24 protein-coding genes are annotated in these 24,459 nt (G+C 46.7%); 17 read left to right on the plus strand and 7 right to left on the minus strand.

The window, feature by feature from the left end; translation table 11 throughout:
• Window positions 1-189 precede the first annotated feature (189 nt).
• Genes napF through napC form a run of 7 tightly spaced genes read left to right on the plus strand, consistent with a single transcriptional unit; the run spans window position 190 to window position 6,209 of the window.
• Window positions 190-696, plus strand: coding sequence for a ferredoxin-type protein NapF (napF, locus tag I2494_RS15075; protein ID WP_218467696.1), 507 nt, complete (start codon window positions 190-192; stop codon window positions 694-696).
• Complete coding sequence (napD, locus tag I2494_RS15080; protein ID WP_130592917.1) at window positions 680-949, plus strand: chaperone NapD; 270 nt, start codon at window positions 680-682, stop codon at window positions 947-949. The genes napF and napD overlap by 17 nt, the downstream gene beginning before the upstream one ends.
• A complete protein-coding gene (gene napA, locus I2494_RS15085; protein WP_218467697.1) occupies window positions 946-3,429 on the plus strand; it encodes a nitrate reductase catalytic subunit NapA in 2,484 nt (827 codons plus the stop codon). The genes napD and napA overlap by 4 nt, the downstream gene beginning before the upstream one ends.
• Window positions 3,430-3,449: 20 nt before the next feature.
• A complete protein-coding gene (gene napG / locus I2494_RS15090) occupies window positions 3,450-4,202 on the plus strand; it encodes a ferredoxin-type protein NapG (RefSeq protein WP_218467698.1) in 753 nt (250 codons plus the stop codon).
• Window positions 4,202-5,152: a quinol dehydrogenase ferredoxin subunit NapH gene (locus tag I2494_RS15095; protein WP_218467699.1), complete on the plus strand. Its 951-nt coding sequence runs from the start codon at window positions 4,202-4,204 to the stop codon at window positions 5,150-5,152. Before napG ends, I2494_RS15095 begins: the two co-directional genes overlap by 1 nt.
• Complete coding sequence (napB, locus tag I2494_RS15100; RefSeq protein WP_218467700.1) at window positions 5,149-5,598, plus strand: nitrate reductase cytochrome c-type subunit; 450 nt, start codon at window positions 5,149-5,151, stop codon at window positions 5,596-5,598. Before I2494_RS15095 ends, napB begins: the two co-directional genes overlap by 4 nt.
• An 11-nt stretch (window positions 5,599-5,609) precedes the next feature.
• A complete protein-coding gene (gene napC, locus I2494_RS15105; protein WP_218467701.1) occupies window positions 5,610-6,209 on the plus strand; it encodes a cytochrome c-type protein NapC in 600 nt (199 codons plus the stop codon).
• A 474-nt stretch (window positions 6,210-6,683) separates the two neighbouring features.
• Here the strand turns inward: napC and I2494_RS15110 are convergent, their stop codons facing one another.
• The gene (locus I2494_RS15110; protein WP_218467702.1) at window positions 6,684-7,142 is read right to left on the minus strand and encodes a YaiI/YqxD family protein; all 459 of its coding nucleotides are present in this window, start codon (window positions 7,140-7,142) and stop codon (window positions 6,684-6,686) included.
• A gap of 157 nt (window positions 7,143-7,299) precedes the next feature.
• Between I2494_RS15110 and I2494_RS15115 the strand changes: the two genes are divergently transcribed.
• The 8 genes from I2494_RS15115 (at window position 7,300) to cysM (ending at window position 14,321) form a co-directional block, all read left to right on the plus strand.
• On the plus strand, window positions 7,300-7,725 hold the full coding sequence (locus tag I2494_RS15115; RefSeq protein WP_218467766.1) for a GNAT family acetyltransferase: 426 nt from the start codon (window positions 7,300-7,302) through the stop codon (window positions 7,723-7,725).
• 45 nt (window positions 7,726-7,770) lie between these two features.
• A complete protein-coding gene (locus tag I2494_RS15120) occupies window positions 7,771-8,349 on the plus strand; it encodes an RpoE-regulated lipoprotein (RefSeq protein WP_218467703.1) in 579 nt (192 codons plus the stop codon).
• A gap of 130 nt (window positions 8,350-8,479) precedes the next feature.
• Window positions 8,480-9,376 carry a Dyp-type peroxidase gene (locus I2494_RS15125; RefSeq protein ID WP_218467704.1) on the plus strand — a complete coding sequence of 299 codons (897 nt, stop codon included), beginning with the start codon at window positions 8,480-8,482 and terminating at the stop codon, window positions 9,374-9,376.
• A 218-nt stretch (window positions 9,377-9,594) separates the two neighbouring features.
• Entirely contained in the window at window positions 9,595-10,602 is a 1,008-nt protein-coding gene (cysP, locus tag I2494_RS15130) for a thiosulfate ABC transporter substrate-binding protein CysP (RefSeq protein ID WP_218467705.1), read from the plus strand.
• 2 nt (window positions 10,603-10,604) lie between these two features.
• Window positions 10,605-11,438, plus strand: coding sequence for a sulfate/thiosulfate ABC transporter permease CysT (gene cysT / locus I2494_RS15135; protein ID WP_218467767.1), 834 nt, complete (start codon window positions 10,605-10,607; stop codon window positions 11,436-11,438).
• Window positions 11,438-12,313, plus strand: a complete 876-nt coding sequence (cysW, locus tag I2494_RS15140; protein ID WP_218467706.1) for a sulfate/thiosulfate ABC transporter permease CysW — start codon at window positions 11,438-11,440, stop codon at window positions 12,311-12,313. The genes cysT and cysW overlap by 1 nt, the downstream gene beginning before the upstream one ends.
• Window positions 12,303-13,397, plus strand: coding sequence for a sulfate/thiosulfate ABC transporter ATP-binding protein CysA (gene cysA, locus I2494_RS15145; protein ID WP_218467707.1), 1,095 nt, complete (start codon window positions 12,303-12,305; stop codon window positions 13,395-13,397). Before cysW ends, cysA begins: the two co-directional genes overlap by 11 nt.
• A 39-nt stretch (window positions 13,398-13,436) precedes the next feature.
• Window positions 13,437-14,321, plus strand: a complete 885-nt coding sequence (gene cysM / locus I2494_RS15150; RefSeq protein WP_218467708.1) for a cysteine synthase CysM — start codon at window positions 13,437-13,439, stop codon at window positions 14,319-14,321.
• 63 nt (window positions 14,322-14,384) lie between these two features.
• Here cysM and I2494_RS15155 read toward each other — a convergent pair whose 3' ends face one another.
• Both I2494_RS15155 and I2494_RS15160 read right to left on the minus strand, forming a co-directional pair.
• Window positions 14,385-16,346, minus strand: coding sequence for a MacB family efflux pump subunit (locus tag I2494_RS15155; RefSeq protein WP_218467709.1), 1,962 nt, complete (start codon window positions 16,344-16,346; stop codon window positions 14,385-14,387).
• Between the two features lie 4 nt (window positions 16,347-16,350).
• Complete coding sequence (locus tag I2494_RS15160) at window positions 16,351-17,541, minus strand: efflux RND transporter periplasmic adaptor subunit (protein ID WP_218467710.1); 1,191 nt, start codon at window positions 17,539-17,541, stop codon at window positions 16,351-16,353.
• Between the two features lie 267 nt (window positions 17,542-17,808).
• Between I2494_RS15160 and I2494_RS15165 the strand changes: the two genes are divergently transcribed.
• Window positions 17,809-18,486, plus strand: a complete 678-nt coding sequence (locus tag I2494_RS15165; protein ID WP_218467711.1) for a response regulator transcription factor — start codon at window positions 17,809-17,811, stop codon at window positions 18,484-18,486.
• Between the two features lie 6 nt (window positions 18,487-18,492).
• Window positions 18,493-19,830 carry an ATP-binding protein gene (locus I2494_RS15170; RefSeq protein WP_218467712.1) on the plus strand — a complete coding sequence of 446 codons (1,338 nt, stop codon included), beginning with the start codon at window positions 18,493-18,495 and terminating at the stop codon, window positions 19,828-19,830.
• A gap of 66 nt (window positions 19,831-19,896) precedes the next feature.
• Here I2494_RS15170 and crr read toward each other — a convergent pair whose 3' ends face one another.
• The 4 genes from crr to cysK form a co-directional block, all read right to left on the minus strand.
• Entirely contained in the window at window positions 19,897-20,406 is a 510-nt protein-coding gene (gene crr / locus I2494_RS15175) for a PTS glucose transporter subunit IIA (RefSeq protein ID WP_108901690.1), read from the minus strand.
• A gap of 201 nt (window positions 20,407-20,607) precedes the next feature.
• Window positions 20,608-22,335, minus strand: coding sequence for a phosphoenolpyruvate-protein phosphotransferase PtsI (ptsI, locus tag I2494_RS15180; RefSeq protein WP_218467713.1), 1,728 nt, complete (start codon window positions 22,333-22,335; stop codon window positions 20,608-20,610).
• Between the two features lie 45 nt (window positions 22,336-22,380).
• Window positions 22,381-22,638 carry a phosphocarrier protein Hpr gene (gene ptsH, locus I2494_RS15185; protein ID WP_047781613.1) on the minus strand — a complete coding sequence of 86 codons (258 nt, stop codon included), beginning with the start codon at window positions 22,636-22,638 and terminating at the stop codon, window positions 22,381-22,383.
• Between the two features lie 544 nt (window positions 22,639-23,182).
• Window positions 23,183-24,151: a cysteine synthase A gene (gene cysK, locus I2494_RS15190; protein WP_218467714.1), complete on the minus strand. Its 969-nt coding sequence runs from the start codon at window positions 24,149-24,151 to the stop codon at window positions 23,183-23,185.
• Between the last annotated feature and the right edge of the window lie 308 nt (window positions 24,152-24,459).

Consider the following 24,459-nt stretch of genomic DNA (forward strand, 5'->3'; position numbering starts at 1 on the left):
TTAAAAATGCAACGAACGATTGATCTAGCGCAAGCTACCTACCTATTTACCCCTTAAGAGTAATTATATCTCTACTTCGCAAGGATTAACTTACTCTGGCCAGAGTCTCTAAATATGTCGTTTCAGATAACATAACAGAGACGATGAAAGTAATAATGATGTCCTCCTGAGTGAGTGGAGTAATAAAGCATGTCAATTTTATCCCGGCGAAATCTGTTACGTGGTCAATGGCGAGGCCACGATGCAATCAGGCCGCCGTGGTCGGTAGATGAAGCGTTATTTACCGATGGCTGTAGCCGTTGCCATGCTTGCGTTGAAGCCTGTGAAACCGGCGTCATCACGGTAAGTGGTAACCAGAGTTTCCCTGAGCTGGATTTTCAACGTGCTGAGTGCACGTTTTGCAAACGTTGTGCAGAAGTTTGCCCGGAGCCGATATTTCATTCGACAGAACGTCAACCCTGGCAGCGTTATGCAGTGATTAATCAAACGTGTCTCACTTATCAGGGGGTGGCCTGTCGAAGCTGTCAGGACGCCTGTGAGCCCTATGCGATTAAATTCAAATTACGGTTGGGGGGTATTGCCCAACCGGAACTGGAAAAAGAGAGCTGTACAGGATGCGGGGGCTGTGTCCGAAGCTGTCCGGTTCAGGCAATAACAACCCGTGAGAGTGATCAAGATAATGACGGAAAACAATGACTGGCACGTTTGTAGTTTGATTGTTCAGGTACGTCCGGAAGACATACCTAAAGTAAGCGAAGCGCTGTATGCACTACCAGGAACAGAGATTCCCGGAGTGAATGAAGACGAAGGAAAGTTAATTGTTGTTATGCAGGCGGACAATTCAGATGTTCTGTTTGCCCAAATTGAGTCAGCACGTGATATAGCCGGTGTGTTGGCGGTGTCGCTGGTTTATCACCAGCAAGATGAGCAAGGTGAGGATACGCCATGAAACTCAGTCGTCGAGACTTCATGAAAGCAAATGCAGTGGCTGCAGCCGCAGTTGCCGCAGGAATGACTATTCCGACAGTAGCGGTTGCTGCTGACGGGGATCAATCAATTAAGTGGGATAAAGCTCCGTGCCGCTTCTGTGGTACCGGTTGTAGCGTACTGGTTGGTACGCAAAATGGTCGTGTTGTGGCTTCTCAGGGTGATCCGGATGCACCAGTTAACCGTGGGTTAAACTGTATCAAGGGTTACTTCTTACCTAAGATTATGTACGGAAAAGACCGTTTAACTCAGCCGCTGCTGCGGATGAAGAACGGCGAATACGACAAGAACGGTGAATTTACTCCGGTTAGCTGGGATAAAGCCTTCACCGTGATGAGTGAAAAATATAAAAAAGCCTTTAAAGAACAAGGGCCAAATGGTGGCGGTATGTTTGCCTCCGGTCAGTTCACCATTTGGGAAGGCTACGCTGCGGCTAAATTATTCAAAGCGGGTTTCCGTTCTAACAACATTGACCCGAATGCCCGTCACTGTATGGCGAGCGCCGTAGTTGGCTTTATGCGTACTTTTGGTATGGATGAGCCAATGGGTTGCTACGATGATATCGAGCATGCTGATGCCTTCGTACTTTGGGGCTCCAACATGGCAGAAATGCACCCGATCTTGTGGTCGCGCATTACTGACCGTCGTTTGTCTAATCCAAACGTGAAAGTTGCGGTCATGTCGACCTATGAACATCGCAGCTTCGAATTAGCCGATAACCCGATTATCTTTAAACCGCAAACCGATCTGGTTATCCTGAACTATATCGCTAACTACATCATTCAGAATAACGCAGTGAACCAGGACTTCCTGGACAAACACGTGAACATTCGCCGTGGTGATACCGATATCGGCTATGGTTTACGTCCAAACCATCCATTAGAAAAAGCGGCTAAAAACCCAAACAGCGACAAGTCAGTTCCAATGACTTTCGACGAATATAAAGCGTTCGTTGCAGAGTACACATTGGAGAAAACCGCTGAAATGACCGGCGTACCAAAAGATTCACTGGTTGAACTGGCGAAACTGTATGCCGATCCAAATGTAAAAGTGGTTTCTTACTGGACTATGGGTTTCAACCAGCATACCCGTGGCGTATGGGCTAACAACCTGTGTTACAACATTCACCTGTTAACCGGTAAGATTTCTCTACCGGGTTGCGGGCCATTCTCTCTGACCGGTCAGCCTTCTGCCTGTGGTACTGCGCGCGAAGTAGGTACTTTCGCACACCGTCTGCCTGCGGACATGGTGGTCACTAACGAAGAACACCGTAAGATTTCAGAACAGAAGTGGAAGCTGCCGGAAGGTACCATTCTGGGCTCTATCGGCCTGCATGCCGTAGCTCAAGACCGTGCACTGAAAGACGGTAAGTTAAATGCTTACTGGACGCTGTGTACTAACAATATGCAGGCTGGCCCAAACATCAATGAAGACCGTATGCCGGGCTGGCGCGATCCGCGTAACTTCGTGGTGGTATCTGATCCTTATCCAACCATCAGTGCGCTGTCTGCAGACCTGATTCTACCTACCGCAATGTGGGTGGAAAAAGAGGGTGCTTATGGTAACGCTGAGCGTCGTGGTCAATTCTGGCGTCAACAAGTTAAAGCGCCGGGTGAGGCAAAATCTGACCTGTGGCAAATCGTTCAGTTCTCTAAATACTTCAAAACCGATGAAGTTTGGCCAGCCGAGCTATTAGATAAAAACCCGGAATATCGTGGTAAGACCCTGTACGACATTCTGTTTGCTAACGGTCAGGTTGATAAGTTCAAACTGGATGAGCTGGCAGAAGGCCAGTTAAACGATGAATCCCATGATTATGGTTTCTATCTGCAAAAAGGGCTGTTTGAAGAGTACGCCAGCTTTGGTCGTGGCCACGCTCACGATCTGGCTCCGTTCGATGATTACCACAAAGCTCGCGGCCTGCGCTGGCCGGTAGTTGATGGCAAAGAAACTCTGTGGCGTTATCGTGAAGGCTATGACCCGTATGTTAAGGCCGGTGAAGGCGTTAGATTCTACGGTAAGCCAGATGGTAAAGCGGTTATTTTTGCTCTGCCTTATGAACCACCTGCAGAAAGTCCGGATGCGGAATATGACCTGTGGCTGTCAACCGGCCGCGTGCTGGAACACTGGCACACAGGTTCAATGACGCGTCGCGTACCGGAACTGCACCGCTCTTTCCCTGAGTCAGTACTGTTTATTCACCCGCAGGATGCCCAGAAACGTGGCATGCGTCGTGGTGATAAAGTGAAGATTCAGTCACGACGTGGTGAAGTTATCACGATTGTGGAAACCCGTGGTCGTAACCGCGTACCGCAAGGGCTGGTATATATGGCGTTCTTTGACGCTGCACAGTTAGTTAACGCACTGACACTGGATGCAACCGATCCACTGTCAAAAGAGACTGACTACAAAAAATGTGCGGTTAAAGTCGTTAAAATATAAGGAAAGCAGGGCGCACGATTATGGCTAATGAAAGGGATAAAGGACCCGCACGTCGCCGCTTTTTACGCGACGTAGCACGCAGCGCAGGCGGCCTGGCCGGGCTGACGCTGCTGCTGGGTATTCCGCAGAAACAGTCTCAGGCACGTGAGGGGGTCGCGCTGCGTCCACCTGGCGCGCTGCCTGAAGAGGCGTTTAACCGCGCCTGTATCCGCTGTGGGCAATGCGTACAGGATTGTCCGTACGATACATTAAAGCTGGCAACGTTGTTGTCACCTGTATCGTCGGGCACACCGTACTTTGTGGCTCGCCAGATCCCCTGTGAGATGTGTGAAGATATTCCTTGCGTTAAAGCCTGTCCGAGTGGCGCCCTCGATTCTTCTCTGACAGAAATTGATAATTCCCGTATGGGGCTGGCGGTATTGCTTGACCACGAGAACTGCCTGAACTGGCAGGGCTTGCGCTGCGACGTTTGCCATCGCGTATGTCCGTTAATTAATAAAGCCATTACGTTGGAACTACATCGTAATGAGCGAACGAATAAACACGCGATGTTTTTACCCACCGTGCACAGTGAATACTGTACCGGTTGCGGTAAATGCGAAGAGGCTTGCGTACTGGAAGAAGCGGCAATCAAGGTACTTCCGCTATCACTGGCACAGGGCAAACTGGGTAAACACTATCGGCTGGGATGGGTAGAGAAAGATAAGGCAGGGCATTCATTAATCCCTGAGGCTCTGACTCTGCCAACCCGTAAACCGGAAGGAGGGCAATAATGGCAAATGCAGCTAAAAACGCAGGCCATGAGGCCCAAACGAAGTTTGGTTGGTGGTATAGCCATCGCTTCCTGGTTTTTCGTCGTATCAGTCAACTGCTTATTCTGTCGATGTATCTGACCGGGCCACTTCTCGGCGTCTGGATCCTGCGGGGTAACTATAGCGGCAGTATGCTGCTGGATACTATCCCGCTTAGCGATCCATTAATGATGCTGCAAACGCTGGCCAGCGGTCATCTTCCTCAGGTGCCAGAGCAATCTGGTTGGGCAGCATGGTCTGAGTGGTATGCCCTGATTGGTGGCGTGATTATCGCACTGGCTTATGCACTGTTTGCCAGTCGGCTGTTTTGCGGTTGGGTTTGTCCACTCGGTTTGGTAACCGATTTTGCTGCCTGGTTGCGGCGTAAGCTGGGGCTGCGCAGCAGCGCGACGATTCCGGCAACGCTGCGCTATGGCATTCTGGTTGCCATTATTATCGGCAGTGCCATTACCGGTACGCTGGTGTGGGAATGGGTAAACCCGGTATCCGCATTTGGTCGGGGGTTAATTAGTGGATTCGGTCACTCGGCATCGTCTGGCATTATTACCGGTTTAGTCTTCGGTTTTGGTGCCAGTATTTGGCTGATTGTGGTGGTATTCCTGTTTGACCTGTTGGTGGTGGAGCACGGCTGGTGTGGTCATCTATGCCCCGTTGGTGCGCTTTATGGAGCAATTGGCTGTAAAGGTGTATTGCGTATCAGTGCGGAAAATCGCCAGAACTGTACCCGTTGTATGGACTGTATTCATATCTGCCCGGAACCGCAGGTGCTGCGTGGCCCACTGTTTGGTAAACAGGAGAGCCCATTAGTGCTGAGTAAAGACTGTATCTCCTGCGGTCGCTGTATTGATGTCTGTTCAGAGAAAGTATTTCAAATAAAAACACGATTCCATCGTTCGGGAGTAGAGGAATGAAGAGTAACGTCTTGAAAAAGCAGCTTACCTTATGGACTATGCTGGTGGCATTAGTTTCCGGTAGTGTGGCGTTTGCTGCAGATAGCGTTGATTTGAGTCAGTCACCGGAAGTGTCTGGTACCCCTGAAGGCTCAGTTATTATGCCTAAAGAACAGTCTCGTATGGCACTCGATTATGTTAACCAACCACCGATGATTCCACACAGCGTGGACGGCTATCAGGTGACAACGAAAGTGAATACCTGTCTGAAGTGCCACGGAGTACAAAGCTATCGTACTACCGGCGCACCGCGTATCAGCCCGACTCACTTTGTTGATAGTGCAGGTCATGTCAGCAGCAATGTGGCACCACGCCGCTACTTCTGCCAGTCCTGTCATGTGCCTCAGGCTGACGCTGCGCCAATCATTGATAATACGTTCACACCGGCACCGGGATATGGTAAGTAATCGGGGGATTCATGAGTAAAGATAAAAAACCAGGTGTAATTCGCCGGGCATGGACTTGGTTCAGAACCCCCAGTCGTCTGGCGATAGGTACCCTACTGGCAATGGGCTTTGTAGCAGGTGTGGTCTTCTGGGGCGGTTTCAATACCGGTATGGAAGTCATGAACAGCGAGAAGTTCTGTATCAGTTGCCATGAGATGCGCGATAACGTCTATCAGGAATATATGGATACGGTGCACTACAGCAACCGGACTGGCGTACGCGCCGTTTGTTCTGACTGTCACGTACCGAAAGAGTTTGTTCCTAAGATGATCCGTAAGATCAAGGCATCCAAAGAGCTGTATGGTAAAGCGATGGGCATTATCGATACGCCACAGAAGTTTGATGAGCATCGTTTGCAAATGGCGAAGAATGAGTGGGCGCGTATGGAGGGTAATAACTCTCAAGAGTGCCGTAACTGCCATAGCTTTGATTATATGGACTTTACCGAGCAGAAAACCGTAGCCGGGAAGATGCACTCGATGGCCATTAAAGAGGGTAAAACCTGTATTGATTGTCATAAGGGGATTGCGCATAAGCTTCCGGATATGACGGGGATCCCGAATGGGTTCTGATGCTGAGGTTATGGCTGACGAGATTGTTTTAATCGGCTGCTGAGGGTATTCCGGCCGTAAAGGTCATTGTGCTTATATGAGCATGGTGCCCGGCCGGAAGACCATTAGTACTTAGTATTTGAGAGCTTCCGGCAGCTAAAGCTGCTACGACCGCCAACGGCGGTCTCTCCCTCAGTTTAGCATTGTAATCATCGTAGTATTTGAAGCCTGCAAATTGTATTGCAGGCTTTTCTATTTCTGCTGTTTGAGCCATTTGATTGATGACAGAACTTAAAATGTCAATCGCCGAGAGAGGGCGATGGCCCGAAGGGCAAAACACCGAAGGTGTTTTGTAAGTGCCCCTAAGCGGCCTGGGCCCGGCGCACACGGTAGCTAAGTATGGTGGTTCTCCCGACCGTATTCGGTGTTCATTAAAGCACACGGCTTTTACGGTCGGAATATTCACGGATATTGATTAATTTGGTTTGTCAGCGCTCAACATTTCTGCTGCTTAAACGTCAACAACCACTTATCCAGCTCATTAGCGAACTGTTGGCGATCGCGTTGATTCAGGGTGCTGGGGCCGCCGGTTTGGATGCCGCTGGAGCGCATAGTGTCCATAAAATCACGCATGGTGAGCCTTTCGCGAATGGTGGCGGGGGAGTAGCGTTCGCCCCTTGGGTTAATGGCGGCTCCGCCTTTTTCCAGTACTTCGGCAGCCAGAGGAATATCGGCGGTGATCACCAGATCGCCGGGTTCAGTGCGTTTAACGATTTCGTTATCTGCTACATCAAAGCCTGATGCAACCTGCATGCTGCGGATGTATGGGGATGGTGGCGTTTTAATATATTGATTGGCCACCAGCGTTACCATCACCTGTGCACGATCTGCCGCGCGAAACAGGACGTCTTTTATTACATTGGGGCAGGCATCGGCATCGACCCAGATTTGCATAGTTGATCCTTATTGCTCTGATGTGATCATCAGGAAAATTCGGTGAAGATTCCGCACTTAATTTAAGCAATGAACCGGGGAATCTTCACTTATCTGTTGCACTTAACGCTAAACTTACCATAATCGTGCACTATAACAGGGTTAAACGGTGAATATGATGGAAATCCGTATCTATAAACAAGATGACTTTGAAGATGTGATAACGCTGTGGGAGCGTTGCGATTTATTGCGCCCGTGGAACGATCCTGAAACCGATATTGAACGTAAACAAAATAATGATCCTGAACTGTTTTTAGTTGCGGAGGTCGGAGGTGAGGTAGTTGGCACGATTATGGGCGGATATGATGGCCATCGCGGCTCTGCCTATTACCTTGGCGTACACCCCGATTATCGTGGCCGGGGTATTGCCAATGCGCTTATCAGTCGTCTGGAAAAGAAGCTGATAGCGCGTGGCTGTCCAAAGTTACAGCTTTTAGTGCGTGATGATAACGATGCCGTTATTGGTATGTATGAGAAACTGGGTTATGAAATCCAGGATACGGTGTGCATTGGTAAACGCCTGATTGAGGATCAGGAGTATTAAGGCGTTGCGTTATACCCTGATTTTATTCACTTAATAGGATAATAGATGAATATACGTATTGTTTTACTGTTGGTTCCATTTTTCATTACAGGATGTTCGACAGTCAGTAATTTTTCCTGGTCTAATCTATCTCCAACTAACTGGTTTAGCAGCTCTTTGGAGTTAAATAATGCAGGATTAGGTGCCATTTCTTCAGTAACGCCAATGGAAGAGAAAGCCCTGAATCAAACGTTGAACGGTGATTATCGTTTGCGTAAAGGGATGGGAATGAGCAATGGTCAGGTGATCAGCTATTATGAAGCGCTGGATGACGATAAAGTGATGCTGGTCTTCCATGGTAACTCATCAAATCGGGTTGAGCGTATCGAAGTCATGGACAAGTCTATTGAAACGCCAAATGGTTCTCATATTGGTACGCCATTCAGCGATCTTTATCAGAAAGCCTTCGATGTTTGCCGGGTTGGTGCCGGGGATGACAGTGGCAAAGTACTTTGTCGCTCACCGGAAAGTACGCGCATTACTTATGTGTTTACTGGTGAGTGGATGGGGCCAACAGAGATCATGCCTTCCGACGATAAGTTAAAAGTCTGGACTATCAGTAAAATGATATGGCAATCAAAGTAATAGACTAAATCTTTATTCAGATTTGAGTTAGCGCATGATAGCGCCGTCTGATTTAGTTATTATAGACTTATGTTTAGTTGAAGCGGTGCCAGTAAACAGCACCGCTTTTCATTGATATGAGGATTGAGGCATGGCTCAGGTTCAGAGCGGTATTTTGCCGGAACATTGTCGTTTTGGTATTTTTATTGAAGCAAAGGTTGGCGAGGATTTAGAGCAGATCCGTACCGGCTGCAAAACGTTTGTGAATACGTTGACCGAACTGCAACAAAAATTTCCTGAAGCTGCATTAGGTGCGGTTATCTCTTTCGGTTCCGAGCTGTGGAAGACACTGTCTAATGGTCAGGGCGCCAGTGAACTTAAGCCATTTACGCCATTAGGTAACGGATTAGCGCCAGCCACTCAACGCGATATGTTGATTCATATCCTGTCTCAGCGTCATGATGTTAACTTCACTCTGGCTCAGGCCGCATTAAAAGCCTTTGGTTCAGCCATTACCGTGGAAGAAGAAACTCACGGTTTTCGCTGGACAGAAGAGCGTGATTTAAGCGGTTTTGTTGACGGCACAGAAAACCCGGCAGGGGACGCGCGTCCTGGCGTAGGTATCATTCCTGAAGGGGAGGATGCTGGCGGTAGTTATGTGATGGTACAACGTTATGTACATAATCTTGATGTCTGGAACAACATGCCGGTGAAAGCGCAAGAAAACGCCATGGGCCGAACCAAAGTAGATAACGAAGAGTTACCATCGGACAAGCGCCAGCCAACCTCTCACCTGGGACGTGTTGACCTGAAAGAAGATGGCAAAGGGCTGAAAATTATTCGCCAGAGTCTGCCATATGGTACTGCCAGCGGCGAGCACGGTCTGTTCTTTATTGCTTATTGCGCACATCTGCACAATATCGAACAGCAATTGCTGAGCATGTTTGGTGAGCGGGATGGTAAAACCGACCAACTGCTAAGATTCAGCAAACCGGTAACCGGCAGCTATTTCTTTGCTCCATCGTTAGATAAGTTACTCTCTCTATAAATTGAATCGGGGCTGCGCGGAAGTAATCTGTGCTGCCCCGATGTTTTTTCTGATAATTTCCCTTCTGTCATTTCCCTCATGTTGGCGTCCATACTGCATATTCTTTTTTGCTCTTAATCAGTGCTAAACGGTATATGAAATTGTTATAAAAAAGTGAATTCAGCCCATACACTATGACTTATCAAAGCATCATTTTTGGCGATAAGTGAGAGTATAAAATGAAAAAATTAGGGCTGAAAAGCTGGGTTATCGCAACGATGATTGCGACCTCTTCTGTCTCTGCGGCTGAGTTACTGAATAGCTCATATGATATTTCCCGTGAGCTGTTTGCTGAAATTAATCCGGTATTTGAAAAAGCCTGGAAGCAAAAAACCGGTGAAGAGTTAACTATCAAACAGTCTCATGCTGGCTCATCAAAGCAAGCGTTGGCAATTCTACAAGGTTTGAAAGCGGATGTGGTTACTTACAATCAGGTGACTGATGTGCAGATTTTGCATGATAAAGGCAACTTGATTCCCGCCAACTGGCAAAGCCGTCTGGCGAATAACAGTTCTCCTTATTACTCCACTATGGCGTTTTTGGTACGTAAAGGAAACCCAAAAAAGATTCACAACTGGAACGATCTGGTTCGTGATGATGTGAAGCTGGTTTTCCCTAATCCTAAAACTTCCGGTAACGGTCGTTATACCTATCTGGCTGCCTGGGGAGCCACTAACCTGGCCGATGGCGGCAATGAACAAAAAACTCGCGAATGGATGACTCGCTTTCTGAAAAACGTAGCGGTATTTGACGTGGGTGGGCGTGGCGCTACTACCTCATTTGTCGAGCGCGGGCTGGGTGATGTGTTGATCAGTTTTGAATCTGAAGTGAAGAATATTCAAAAGCAGTACGGTGCCGATAACTACGATGTCGTGGTTCCTGAGGTTGATATTCTGGCAGAGTTTCCGGTGGCCTGGGTGGATCGCAATGTTGAACGCAATGGCACAGAGAAACAAGCTAAAGCCTATCTGGATTTTCTGTATACCCCGGAAGCTCAGCAAATCTTCACTCGCTATAACTACCGCGTATATGACAAAGCCGCGATGGATGCGGTGAAGGATCAATTCCCGCAGGTAAAACTGTTTAAAGTGGAAGATCAGTTTGGTAACTGGGAGCAGGTAATGAAAGTGCATTTCAATACCGATGGCGTGCTGGATCAACTGTTGGCGGCGGGGCATAAAAGCTAATGTTGTTATCGATACCTGCTAAGCGTGTATTACCGGGTTTCTCTCTGAGTTTAGGGAGCAGCCTGTTGTTTACCTGCTTAATTCTGCTGTTGCCCATGAGCGCATTAGTCATGCAGCTCGCCAATATGAGCTGGCATGAATACTGGCAGGTAGTTACCCATCCTCAGGTGGTGGCGGCTTATAAAGTGACGCTGGCAGCGGCGGCGGTAGCCAGTATCTTCAATGCGGCCTTCGGTATGCTGATGGCGTGGATTTTAACCCGTTATCGCTTTCCCGGCCGTACCTTGCTGGATGGTCTGATGGATTTACCCTTTGCACTGCCAACGGCGGTTGCAGGTTTAACGCTGGCCAGTCTGTTTTCAACCACGGGCTGGTACGGTACCTGGTTGGCGGAGCTGGGAATTAAAGTTTCATTTACCTGGTTAGGTATTGCTGTTGCCATGGCATTTACCAGCATTCCTTTTGTGGTGAGAACCGTTCAGCCAGTACTGGAAGAGCTGGGGCCTGAGTATGAGGAAGCAGCCGAAACTCTGGGAGCCAGCCGCTGGCAAAGTTTTCGTCGGGTCGTTTTACCAGAAGTTGCTCCGGCGCTAATGACCGGCACTGTGCTTTCATTTACCCGCAGTTTGGGGGAGTTCGGTGCGGTTATATTTATTGCCGGCAATATCGCCTGGAAGACTGAAGTAACCTCATTGATGATCTTTATTCGTCTGCAAGAGTTTAACTATGCGGCGGCCAGCGCTATTGCTTCGGTGATTCTGGCCGCCTCTCTGGTGTTGCTATTTATTGCTAACGTTTTGCAGAGCCGTTATGGCAAACGAGTTGGGGGTCACTAATGACAGATTTTACTTTCCAACAGACATTCAGTTCCCGTCAGATTAATTGGGGTAAGTGGGCGCTTATTATCACCGGGGTGGTGATTTCAGTGTTACTACTGGTGATACCGATGGTGGCGATCTTTGTCACCGCATTTTCTGCCGGAATCGACGCCCTGTGGAACAATTTGAGCGATCCGGACATGCTGCACGCCGTTTGGCTAACGGTACTCATTGCGTTGATTACCGTACCGGTGAATCTGGTTTTCGGTACTTTGCTGGCATGGCTGGTTACACGGTTTGAATTTCGTGGTCGCCAACTGCTACTGACATTGATTGATATTCCTTTTGCTGTGTCACCAGTGGTTGCTGGTTTGTTGTACTTGCTGTTTTACGGTTCAAACGGTGTGGTTGGTGGTTGGTTGGAATCACATAATATCCAACTGATGTTTTCATGGCAGGGCATGGTGCTGGTCACTATTTTCGTAACCTGTCCGTTTGTGGTGCGTGAACTGGTTCCCGTCATGATGAGTCAGGGTAGTCAGGAAGATGAGGCAGCGGTGCTGTTGGGGGCTTCCGGCTGGCAAATGTTTCGTCGGGTTACGCTACCCAATATTCGCTGGGCGCTATTGTATGGCGTGGTATTGACCAATGCCCGGGCGATTGGTGAGTTTGGTGCGGTTTCGGTCGTGTCAGGCTCTATTCGCGGCGAAACCTATACCTTACCGTTACAAGTTGAGCTACTTCATCAAGACTACAACACCGCTGCTGCCTTTACTGCTGCGGGGCTGTTAACCCTGATGGCGATAGTGACGTTATTCTTAAAAAGTACCCTGCAATGGCGTATTGCCCGTCAGAAAAAGCAAGATACTCAGGAGATAAATCATGAGCATTGAGATTAAAGGTATTAATAAATACTTTGACCAAACCAGAGTCTTGCAGGACATCTCTCTGGATATCCATTCCGGTGAAATGCTGGCGCTGCTAGGGCCATCCGGTTCTGGCAAAACAACGCTGTTGAGAATTATTGCCGGGTTGGAGTATCAAAGTGCTGGTCTGCTGAGTTTTAACGGCAAAGATGTTAGCCGCCTTCATGCCCGGGATCGTCAGGTTGGTTTTGTCTTCCAGCACTATGCGTTATTCCGTCATATGACAGTGTTCGATAATGTTGCCTTTGGCTTGACGGTACTGCCTCGTCGTGAGCGTCCAACCGCCGCAGCAATTAAGCAAAAAGTCGATGGCCTGCTGGAAATGGTACAACTGAGCCATCTGGCAAATCGTTTTCCTTCCCAACTATCCGGCGGTCAGCGCCAGCGGGTAGCACTGGCACGGGCACTGGCAGTCGACCCACAAATTCTATTGCTGGATGAACCCTTTGGCGCATTGGATGCGCAGGTGCGTAAAGAACTACGTACCTGGCTGCGCCAGTTACATGAAGAGCTAAAATTTACCAGCGTATTTGTGACTCACGATCAGGAAGAAGCGATGGAAATTGCCGATCGGGTAGTGGTGATGAGTCAGGGGCACATTGAGCAGGTTGGCACACCGGATGAGGTGATGCGCGAACCGGAAAGCCGCTTTGTGCTTGAGTTTCTTGGTGAAGTTAACCAGATTAAGGCAGAAATTAAAGGTAATCGCTTATTGGTGGGACAACATCACTGGCCGTTGGAAGTATCGCCAATACATCAGGGTGCCGTGGAGCTCTATTTACGCCCGTGGGAAATAGAGCTAAGTGCACAACCTACATCGCGTTGTGTATTGCCGGTACAGGTAACGGATATTATCCCGAAGGGTCATTACTGGCAGCTCACATTGCAACCATCGGGCTGGCAACAAACGCCACTTAGCGTTACCTTTAGTCATGAACATGGCGTACCGCCACAAAAAGGCGAGCGCTACTATATTGGAGGAGAGCGGGCGCGACTGTACGCCGGGGACAAATTGCTGCTACAAAGCTATCCCTACGCAAAAAGTGCCTGAGGCCTCTATGTGAATAGCTATCTGCATTCGGGAAAGCATGTGTCAACTTTAGAAGACTATATTGGAAAGACGCCGCTGGTCAGGTTACAGCGGCTGACAGAAGAGCTGGAAAGCGAAGTTTGGGTTAAGTTGGAAGGTAATAACCCGGCAGGGTCGGTGAAAGACCGTGCTGCGTTATCAATGATCCTGCGGGCTGAACAGCGGGGTGAGATTCATCCGGGCGATAGACTGATTGAAGCTACCAGTGGTAATACCGGCATTGCATTAGCAATGATTGCTGCGCTGAAGGGGTATTCTCTGCGTTTGATTATGCCTGACAATATGAGCCGCGAGCGTCAGGCTTCTATGCGTGCTTATGGGGCGGAGTTAATTTTGGTCAGCCGTGAACAAGGAATGGAAGGTGCCCGTGATCTGGCGCAGCAGATGGCCGCGGAGGGACAGGGGAAGATCCTCGATCAGTTCAATAACGATGATAACCCTTATGCACACTTCACTACTACCGGCCCGGAAATCTGGCAGCAAACTTCCGGTCAGGTTAGTCACTTTGTTTCCAGTATGGGAACCACCGGAACAATCACTGGTGTTAGCCGCTATTTGAAATCACAAAATCCTGCTGTTCAGGTTATCGGTTTACAACCTGCGGAAGGCAGTAGTATTCCGGGTATCAGGCGTTGGTCTCCCGGGTATCTACCGGGTATTTTTCGTCCTGAACTGGTCGATACGGTTATGGATATCAGCCAGGTGGAGGCGGAATTTACAATGAAGCAGTTGGCGATGCGTGAAGGTATTTTTTGCGGAGTAAGTTCCGGCGGTGCTGTTGCCGGGGCATTACGTATTGCTGCTCAGCATAAAAATGCGGTGATTGTGACGGTTATTTGCGATCGTGGGGATCGGTATTTGTCGACTGGCGTGTTTGATGATTAGTGTTGAATATTATTGATGATGGATGCCCACCGTTGTTGTGGGCATCTTGTTTTATGAAAAGTGTTATTCTCGTTCCAGAGCGTTAATAGGATCCATTCTTGCGGCTCTGCGAGCCGGAAAGAATCCAAATACCATCCCAATCATGGTTGAACATACAAATGCAGCAATGATTGACGTTATGGAGTAGACCATAGAAAAGCTGCTGACCAGTTGGTCAAAGATAACGCCAACACCTAACGCCAATCCTACACCTAAAGCACCACCTAACAGGCAGACCAGAATCGCTTCAATCAGGAATTGTTGCATAATATCGCTGGAGCGAGCACCAACGGCCATACGCACTCCAATTTCTCTGGTTCGTTCAGTGACTGAAACCAGCATAATATTCATTACGCCAATCCCCCCCACTATCAAAGAGATAACAGCAATCATAGAAACTAGCAGCGTCAGGGCTGCAGTAGTACTTTCAATGGTCTGTCGGATACTGTCAGTGTTCAGGATAAAGAAGTCCTGAGTGCCGTGACGCTGGGTCAATAATTTGGTGACCCCCTGTTCTGCCACATCCATATCAATATCGTCTTTGATACGTACTGTGATACTTCTCAGATACGACTGACCAAGCATACGTTTCATCACGGTAGTATAGGGCAGCCAGACTTCAAGGTTTTCACTGCTGCCAAAACCACTCTGTTGCTCTTCCGCCACGCCAATAATACGGGCTGGTAAATTACCTAACAGTATTACCTGTCCAACCGGGTTACTGTTTTTACCAAACAGTTTTTCTTTGGTGTTAGAGTCAATTACGACATCCTGAGCCAGAGAATCAACACTGGTCTGGCTGAAGGCCATTCCCAGTTCCATTTTATAACCGCGTACATCAAAGAACTGTTGACCGACACCGTTTACCGTTCCGGTGACCGACTGATTGTCCACACGAAAAGTGGTGGAAGTAGAAACACTGGGGGTTACGCTATGAACATAGCTTTGCTGGCTTAAGGCATCTGCATCAGTTCCACGCAGTGTGTGTATGGTAGAAGCTTTGCGATCACCAAAATCCTTACCGGGAAAGACCTCCAGCGTACTGGTACCCATCGAACTGATATCAGCCAGAATTTTCTGACGAGAACCTTCCCCTAATGCCACTACGGAAACTACCGAAGCGATACCAATAATAATCCCTAACATAGTCAGGAAGGTGCGTAAGCGCTGGGAAAACATAGCCAGTAACGCCATTTTAAAGGCGTCAACAAACCGATCCCGTAGCGCAAACCAACCGTTATTGGTTTTGGTTGCATGGGATGATGATGACGACTTTTTAACGGTATCTTCTGGTTCTTTATGTACTTTTCTATCGGCGATGATATTACCATCGCTGATTTCAATGATACGTTCGGCGTGTTCTGCAATTTGCATATCGTGGGTAACAATGACCACGGTATGCCCCTGGCTGTGCAAGTCTTTAAGAATCTTTAGTACTTCTTGCCCACTGTGTTTGTCTAAGGCGCCGGTAGGTTCATCCGCCAGAATTATCTGTCCGCCATTCATCAGTGCACGGGCAATACTCACACGCTGCTGTTGACCGCCGGAGAGCTGACTTGGGCGATAGCTGGTACGTTCATCTAAACCCAGGCGGGTTAAGAGCGCTACGGCTCGCTCCTTGCGTTTTTGACGCTCGGTTCCTGCATAGATAGCAGGTACTTCGACATTATCCGCAGCAGTCAGATCACCCAGCAGGTGATAACGCTGAAAGATAAAGCCAAAGTGTTCACGGCGCAACTCTGCTAAGTCATCGGGTGCCAGTTCATTAGTTGCCCGTCCGGCAATGCGGTAAGTACCACCGCTTGGCTTATCCAGACAGCCAAGAATATTCATCAGTGTTGATTTACCTGAACCGGAGGCGCCAACAATCGCGACCATTTCACCAGAATAAATCGTTAGATTGATCCCTTTCAAAACGGTAACGGTTTGTTCACCCGCCGGAAACTGGCGGGAAATGTTATCCAGTTGCAGTAACGGTTGACTCATCAGACTACATCCTCATCCGCATGCGTGCCGGTTGAGCTGAACCCGAACCACCGGTTTCACTAATAATGACATTTTCGCCTTCTTCCAGGCCGGAAATAATCTGTACATCAACATTATTATTAATGCCGGTTTTGACTTTTTTCTGGACGACGTTTCCTGAAGCGTCAACAACCTGAACGCTGGCGTTTCCCTGATTATCCGTGTCATTAAGCGCAGTGGTTGGGATCACGATGGTGTCTTTAGCCTGATCCAGAACAATATAGACTTGAGCCGTCATGGAAATACGCAACTTGCCATCCGGGTTTTCCACATCGAACAGACCATTGTAGTAAATTGCTGTGGTGGTAGAGCTGGATGAGCTGGTCGTGGTGGTATCGCTGTTGTTAATCGAGTCTGGTGCCGGCTCTATGGCGCGTAATTTGGCGCTATAATGCTTGCCGGGCTCACCCAGAATCGTAAAGTAAACCGGCATGCCGGTTTTAACTTTAGGCACGTCGGCTTCGGAAATTTGCGCTTCGATGGTCATGGTATCCAACTGAGCAACTTTCAGGATAGTTGGGGCACTTTGCACGGCGTTAACCGTTTGGCCTTCTTCAACCGGAATAGCGACTACGACACCATCAATAGGGGAGCTGATTTTGGTATAGCCAAGATTCAATTTGGCGGTATCCATAGCGATTTGCGCCTGAATAATTTGCGCATCCAGAGATTCTATCTCTGCCTTAGTGGCATCCAGTTGGGCTTTAGCCGCATCGTAATCTGCCTGAGCGCCAACACCTTTTGCCAGAATCTGGCTTTGGCGATTGAAGGCTAATTGATTGTTTTTCAGTGTGGCTAATTTGGCCTGGCGTTGGGCTTGTACGCTTTTTAACCCAGCCTCAGCATTGTGCAAATCATTGTTTTGCGGTAGGTCATCGATTTCTGCTAACGCTTGTCCTTTGGTGACTTTATCACCCAGTTCCACATGTAGCGCTTTAATTTGGCCTGAAACCTGGGCACCTACATTAACCTGTTTTAAGGCTTTAATAGAGCCGTCTGCCAGAACGGTTTGCTCTATACTGGTCTTCGTTGCCGGGGTAGTAATATAGTTAGGTTTTACCACTTCGGGAAAAAAGAATAGTTTTATCAACCAACCGGCGATCAAAATGGCTGCAAGAATCAGCACATATCGAAGTTTGGATGTAGGTAATTGCATAAGTTTCAGTTGCCTTAAAAGTACTAAATATTGAATAAAAACCTGAGGACGTCACTGTCCGCTGTTAATAATGCACTAATGTACAACGAGTTTATGGCATCAGGGGTAAGCTCATCATAAGGAAAGTGTAAGGTTTAAGTAAAAGTAGCTGCATATTACAACCGAAGACGTAAGAATGATAAAAAATATATCCGTTATCTTGCGAGATCCCTGTCTTTTTGCGGCATGAAACATAACGAATATAAACATAATAATCAGGAGAAGGGCATGAAAATTCTTTTGGTCGATGATGATGTAGAACTTGGCAGTATGCTGCGGGAATACCTACAGGCGGAAGGTTTCTCGGCTACCGTTGCTTTAACCGGACAGGCGGGAATTGATGGCGCTATGTCAGGTGATTATGCCGCCATGATTCTGGATATTATGCTGCCGGACATGAGTGGTATTGATGTACTGAACAAAGTACGTAAAAAAAGCCGTTTACCTATCATCATGTTGACGGCGAAAGGGGACAATATCGATCGTGTCATTGGGCTGGAGATGGGCGCGGATGATTATGTACCTAAGCCTTGTTATCCACGCGAGTTGGTAGCGCGATTACGTGCGGTATTGCGTCGCTTTGAAGAGCATGTTGAGCCTCAGGATGAAGCGATTATTTGTCTGGGGGACTTATGTCTGGATGCATCTCAACGTACCAGTGCATGGAAGGACGAGGCTTTTGAATTAACCGCGTCTGAATTTAATTTACTCATGCTGTTAATGAAAGAGAAAGACCGGGTAGTCTCTAAAGACGAACTGTCTGAACAGGGATTGGGGCGACCACGAGAAGCTTATGACCGTAGTGTTGATGTTCATATCAGTAATATTCGACAGAAACTGAGTCAGATTGCTGGCGATACTTTATCGATTGAGACTGTGCGTAGCATTGGCTACCGCATCAGGTAATAAATTATGCGTCGAAGCCTGTTTTGGAAAATTTTAATTGGTTTCTGGGTAACCTTTATTGTGATTACTCAGGCGGTGTGGCTGGTGTTTTACTATTATGCCAGTCAGAAAGAGCCGTTTGAAAATCGGATCGCTAATCGTATCGTTTCGCTCCAATTTACCTCAGCGGTCACCGTGCTGGAAACCGAAGGTATTGATGGACTTAATCGTATGACAGACGGATGGCCGACTATCGATCAACGCCATATTGCAGTCATCCCACTGAAAATTCCATTAACTCAGAATCCTCGGCGAACATCATTAATTCCTCTAACGGATGACGTGAGAGTGGAGCACGTTAAAGGCGGAGATGGTAAATACTATCTGTTGAAATATGATGTGGAGGCACTCAGGAAAGAGTACCGTCCAAATCGCTCAGGCAGGGTGCTGTTTTTCAATATTCCTAATCCATTATTGATATTAGGTGGCATAGGCGGTTTCCTGTTTAGTTTTATATTGGCATGGCACTTAACTCGTCCAATGCGCCTACTGAGATCTGGTTTCGATCGGGTTGCTCAGGGAGATCTGGATGTGCGCCTTTATCCGGTGATGAATAAACGTCGCGATGAGCTTAGCGATATGGCGCGTGATTTCGACTCTATGGTGGAGCGCTTAAAGTTGTTGGTAGGGGCAAGAGAAGCATTATTGCACGATGTTTCTCATGAATTACGTACTCCGCTGGCGCGTTTGCAGTTAGCCATAGGATTAGCGCGGCAGAATCCTCAAAATGTCGAAAATTCACTACAACGGATTGAACATGAATCAGTGCGCCTGGATAAAATGATAGGTGAGCTGCTGACCCTGTCTCGTACTGATGCTGCCGGTATTTCGGATGAAGAGTATTTTGACCTGTATGGTTTACTCGAAGCGGTGGTCAGCGATGTACGTTATGAAGCTCAGGTGCCTGACGTTGAGATTATTCTTGAGGCCGACGATGCCGTCAAAGAAGATGCCACAATAAAAGGCAACTCTGAATTGATGAGACGTGCGGTAGAAAATATTGTGCGCAATGGGTTACGTTTTTCTAAAGGCGGACAGCAAATTCGTGTGGTATTGAGCAAAGTTGAAAGTGAGTTTGTCATTAAGGTTAGCGATCAGGGGCCTGGTGTCGATGAAGATAAGCTTTCCAGCATTTTTGATCCGTTTGTCCGGGTAAAATCAGCTGCTTCAGGTAAAGGGTATGGACTTGGGTTGGCGATTGCCCGAAAAGTTGTTAATGCCCACGGAGGTATCATCGAAGCCAGGAATGGTATTGATGGTGGATTGGTTATCGATATCCATCTTCCACTTTGGGAGAACCATTGAAGCAAGTGAGAATTGAACAAATAAAAACGGCGCCTTCTGGCGCCGTTTTTATTTAAAACTTAATCATTACTTCTTAATACGAATAACCGGCGTTTCTCCCACGACAACGCTGCCGCTAAGCTTAGTTAGCTCTTTGATTTCATCCATATTAGAGATTACTACAGGTGTCAGCGTAGACTTGGCTTTCTCTTCAAGTAAGGCCAGATCAAATTCGATCACTAAATCGCCTTTCTTGACGTGTTGGCCTTCTTCAGCAATACGCTTGAAGCCTTCACCTTTCAGTTCAACGGTATCAATACCGAAGTGAACAAACAGTTCAATACCACTATCAGATTCGATAGAGAACGCATGGTTAGTTTCGAAGATTTTACCAATGGTGCCATCAACAGGAGCAACCATTTTGTTGCCGGTTGGTTTAATCGCAATACCATCACCAACGATTTTTTCAGCAAATACAACATCAGGCACATCTTCAATGTTGACAATTTCACCGGACAGCGGAGCAACAATTTCAATGCTGCCTGCGTCTTTCTTATCATCAGAAACGAGTTGTTTCAGCTTGTCGAACAGACCCATGATTTTCTCCTCAGCAATAATATTTTAATCGGCGTTGCCTTAATGCTTACCCATTAGACTATTTTACATGTTATTTTGGGCCTGAGTAGTGGTTGATACCTTAATTATACGTTTGTCGCTTAAGGTATTTGTTCACTAACTCGGCCCAAAGTGGCTGTAACAATAGCTGCTACAGGGATCGGCTTTTATTATAAAGCTAACTTAGCAGAGCGTTTTTTCTTCAATGAATTTATTTACGATCGCTAATACCTGTTCCGCTGTTGGTTGTGCTAATGCATTTTCCGCCAGTGTTTTCACATCAGAATAGTTCGCATTACGAATAATTTTCTTGATGCGAGGTATAGAGATAGCACTCATACTAAACTCATCCAGGCCCATGCCGAGCAGCAACAGAGTTGCACGTTCATCACCCGCTAACTCACCACACATCCCAGTCCATTTGCCTTCTTTATGAGAAGCATCGATAACCTGTTTGATTAAGGTTAACACAGATGGAGAGAGTGGGTTATAGAGATGAGAAATCAGCTCGTTGCCACGATCTACTGCCAGAGTATACTGGGTTAAGTCGTTTGTCCCAATACTAAAGAAATCAACTTCTTTTGCTAAATGGTGTGCAATAGTGGCTGCAGCAGGAGTTTCTACCATTACGCCCACTTCAATTGACTCATCAAAAGCAATATTCTCTTTTCTGAGCTGATCTTTTAGCATTTCCAACTCAGCTTTCAGTAAACGAACTTCTTCTACTGAAATGATCATTGGGAACATAATACGTAGCTTGCCGAAAGCAGATGCACGCAGAGTTGCACGCAACTGTGCATGAAGGATTTCTTTACGGTCTAAGCAGATACGAATAGCACGCCAGCCAAGGAATGGGTTTTCCTCTTTAGGCAAATTCATATACGGCAGATCTTTATCGCCGCCAATGTCCATAGTACGCAGAATAACTGGCAAATCACCCATGGCTTCAACCACGGCTTTATAAGCCTGAAATTGCTCTTCTTCAGTTGGAAAAGCATCGCGATCCATAAACAGGAATTCAGTACGGTAGAGTCCAACGCCTTCAGCGCCATTACGCTCGGCACCAGGAACATCACGTACGGTACCGATGTTAGCGGCAACTTCTACCTGATGACCATCCAGCGTGATTGCCGGTAGATCTTTCAGTTTAGCTAACTCATTTTTATCACTCAGGTACTGAGCCTGAGCGGCCTTTAACTGATCGATGGTTTCTGCTGGTGGATTAACATAAACTTTGTTGTTGACGCAATCCAGAATCAGAAAATCACCATTTTTCACCTGCTTAGTGACATCATTGGTACCCACAATTGCAGGAATTTCCAGTGAACGCGCCATGATAGAGGTGTGGGAAGTACGACCACCTAAATCAGTGATAAAGCCAAGAACTTTATCCAGATTTAACTGAGCTGTCTCTGATGGCGTCAGATCGGTTGCAACCAGAATAGCTTCATCCTGAATAGCACCCAGATCGACAATCGTCATACCCAAAATGTTTTGTAATAAGCGCTTGCCAATATCACGGATATCAGCAGCGCGCTCTTTTAAGTATTCATCTTCCAGACTTTCAAGTTCGATCGCCTGAGCTTCAAACACGCCATGAGCGGCGGCATCAGCAGTTTCTAATTTCGTTTTGATTCGGCTTTCAACTTCCTGCTCGAGGTCTTCGTCCTCCAACAGCATGATATGACCTTCAAAGATGGCCGCTTTTTCTTCACCGAACGTTTCGCTCGCTTTTTCCATGATGGCATTAAGCTGGGCGCTGGCTTTATCGCGACCAGCTTTAAAACGGGCGATTTCTTGCTCGATGTTATCGCTGGAAATCTTCTTGTTATTAATGACGATCGGATCGTCTTTTAATATAAGAGCCTTACCAAATGCAATGCCTGGAGATACTAGGATGCCTGAAATCATAAGCCTACCTTAATCTAAAACGGGTGTTAAAATGTAATACAGGGCTTATTCAAGTTCTGCCATTAATTTTACAAGATGCTCAACAGCTTGTTGCTCATCTTCGCCTTCAGCTGAAATCGTTACTACAGTACCTTGAGTCAGGCCAAGAGTTTGTAATTTGAACAGGCTTTTAGCGCTGGAGCTCTTACCATTTGAAGTAACCGTGATATCAGAAGTAAAAGCTTTCGCTTCTTTTACGAACTGTGCTGCTGGGCGGGTATGCAGGCCGTTTGGCGCGGTTACTGTAACATCTTGCTGGAACATAGTGATCCTCAACTTAGTTGGATTAAAGCTTTTGGCGTTAACACTTAAGTTTAGCCTATTATTTTTACTAATACGGCGTTAGCGTAACAGCAACATTGCCATATTAATGCTGGAATGCGCGGGATAGAAGGAACTACGTGAGGGGCTTTGACAGCTTTTCCTTTGTTGTTCCGAACTACAATATACCACTTACGCTATTATATATGGCTCCTTTTAGCAAGGAGCTAAACGATTAAGAAGTGATTTAATTCGCGCATCGAAAAAAGTATTTAGCTTGATACTCGTTGAAACGAAAAAAATCAAATTTTTTTATTTAAAAGCGAGATGTGGTGCACAGAAAACGGTTTAAAAAATCGAGTTAGTTACAGAAATGTTATTTGATTGAAACGTGAATTTAGACAGAATGAATATTTTGTAACGGTCGAATTTATAATAGAAAAATGACGCTCAGGTCGTCAGAAAAAGCAGATTATTTATTTAAGTAAAAAGCCACTACAAAAAGTTTTGTGGTGGCTTTTTACATTAATGGTAAGTGAGTACTATCTTACTGTTGCAACTCTTTTTCAGTAAACAAATCAGCAAAAAGAGGGGTACTTAAGTAACGTTCGCCGGATGAAGGTAGAATCACCACAATGTTTTTGTCGGCGAATTCTGGCTTCTCAATTAAACGTAAAGCAGCAGCCACTGCAGCACCTGATGAAATACCAGCCAGAATACCTTCTTCATCCATCAAACGACGTGCGGTAGAAATCGCTTCTTCATTACTGATTTTTTCAACCCGATCGATCAGACTAAGGTCAAGGTTGCCAGGAATAAATCCGGCGCCAATACCCTGAATTTTATGTGGTCCAGGTTTCAATTCTTCACCGGCTAATGCCTGGCTAATAACAGGAGAGTCTGTAGGTTCTACCGCGACTGAAATAATTTTCTTACCTTTGGTATTTTTAATATAGCGGCTTACACCAGTTAATGTGCCGCCAGTACCAACGCCAGCGATAAACACATCTACGTTACCATCCGTATCTTCCCAAATTTCAGGGCCGGTCGTTTTCTCGTGAATTGCCGGGTTAGCAGGATTGTTAAACTGTTGCAGCATTAAGTAATGTGCAGGATCGGATGCAACTATCTCTTCTGCTTTAGCAATTGCACCTTTCATACCTTTAGCTGCTTCGGTTAGAACCAGATTCGCACCCAACGCTTTTAACAATTTACGACGTTCAAGACTCATTGATTCGGGCATAGTAAGTGTTAACTTATATCCACGAGCAGCTGCAACGAATGCTAAAGCAATACCCGTATTGCCACTGGTTGGTTCGACTAACTCAACACCTTTCTTTAGTGTTTCACGCTTTTCTGCATCCCAAATCATGTTGGCACCAATACGGCACTTCACACTAAAGCTGGGATTACGGGACTCTATTTTTGCCAGGATTTTCCCATTCCCAATACGATTCAGGCGTACCAGCGGGGTATGGCCGATGGTTTGTGAGTTGTCTTCATAAATCTTAGTCATGGTTTATCCTTTAATATTATGAATTTTCTGGAGAACTCATACAGCATAGCGCCAAATTCTGAAGAGTGAAGGAAGGATTTGATATATCTATATGTGATTAGGGAATAAGTTTTTATTCCTATCGGGATGAGATTTATTAAAACATATCAATAGTAGCTTAAAATACGAGTTAATGTTTTAAGAAACAGACTCTCTTAAGTATAATTTTCTGTGTTTTTAATGTCCATTTATCTTTGTTGTTGACTAATTTGCACTAATCGAAAATAGCTGTGTTGAGTAAGTATTTTTATAAATCAAAATGTTATTTG

The sequence above is a fragment of the Limnobaculum allomyrinae genome (assembly GCF_016649425.1).
In the GTDB taxonomy this organism is placed as follows: Bacteria; Pseudomonadota; Gammaproteobacteria; order Enterobacterales; family Enterobacteriaceae; genus Limnobaculum; species Limnobaculum allomyrinae.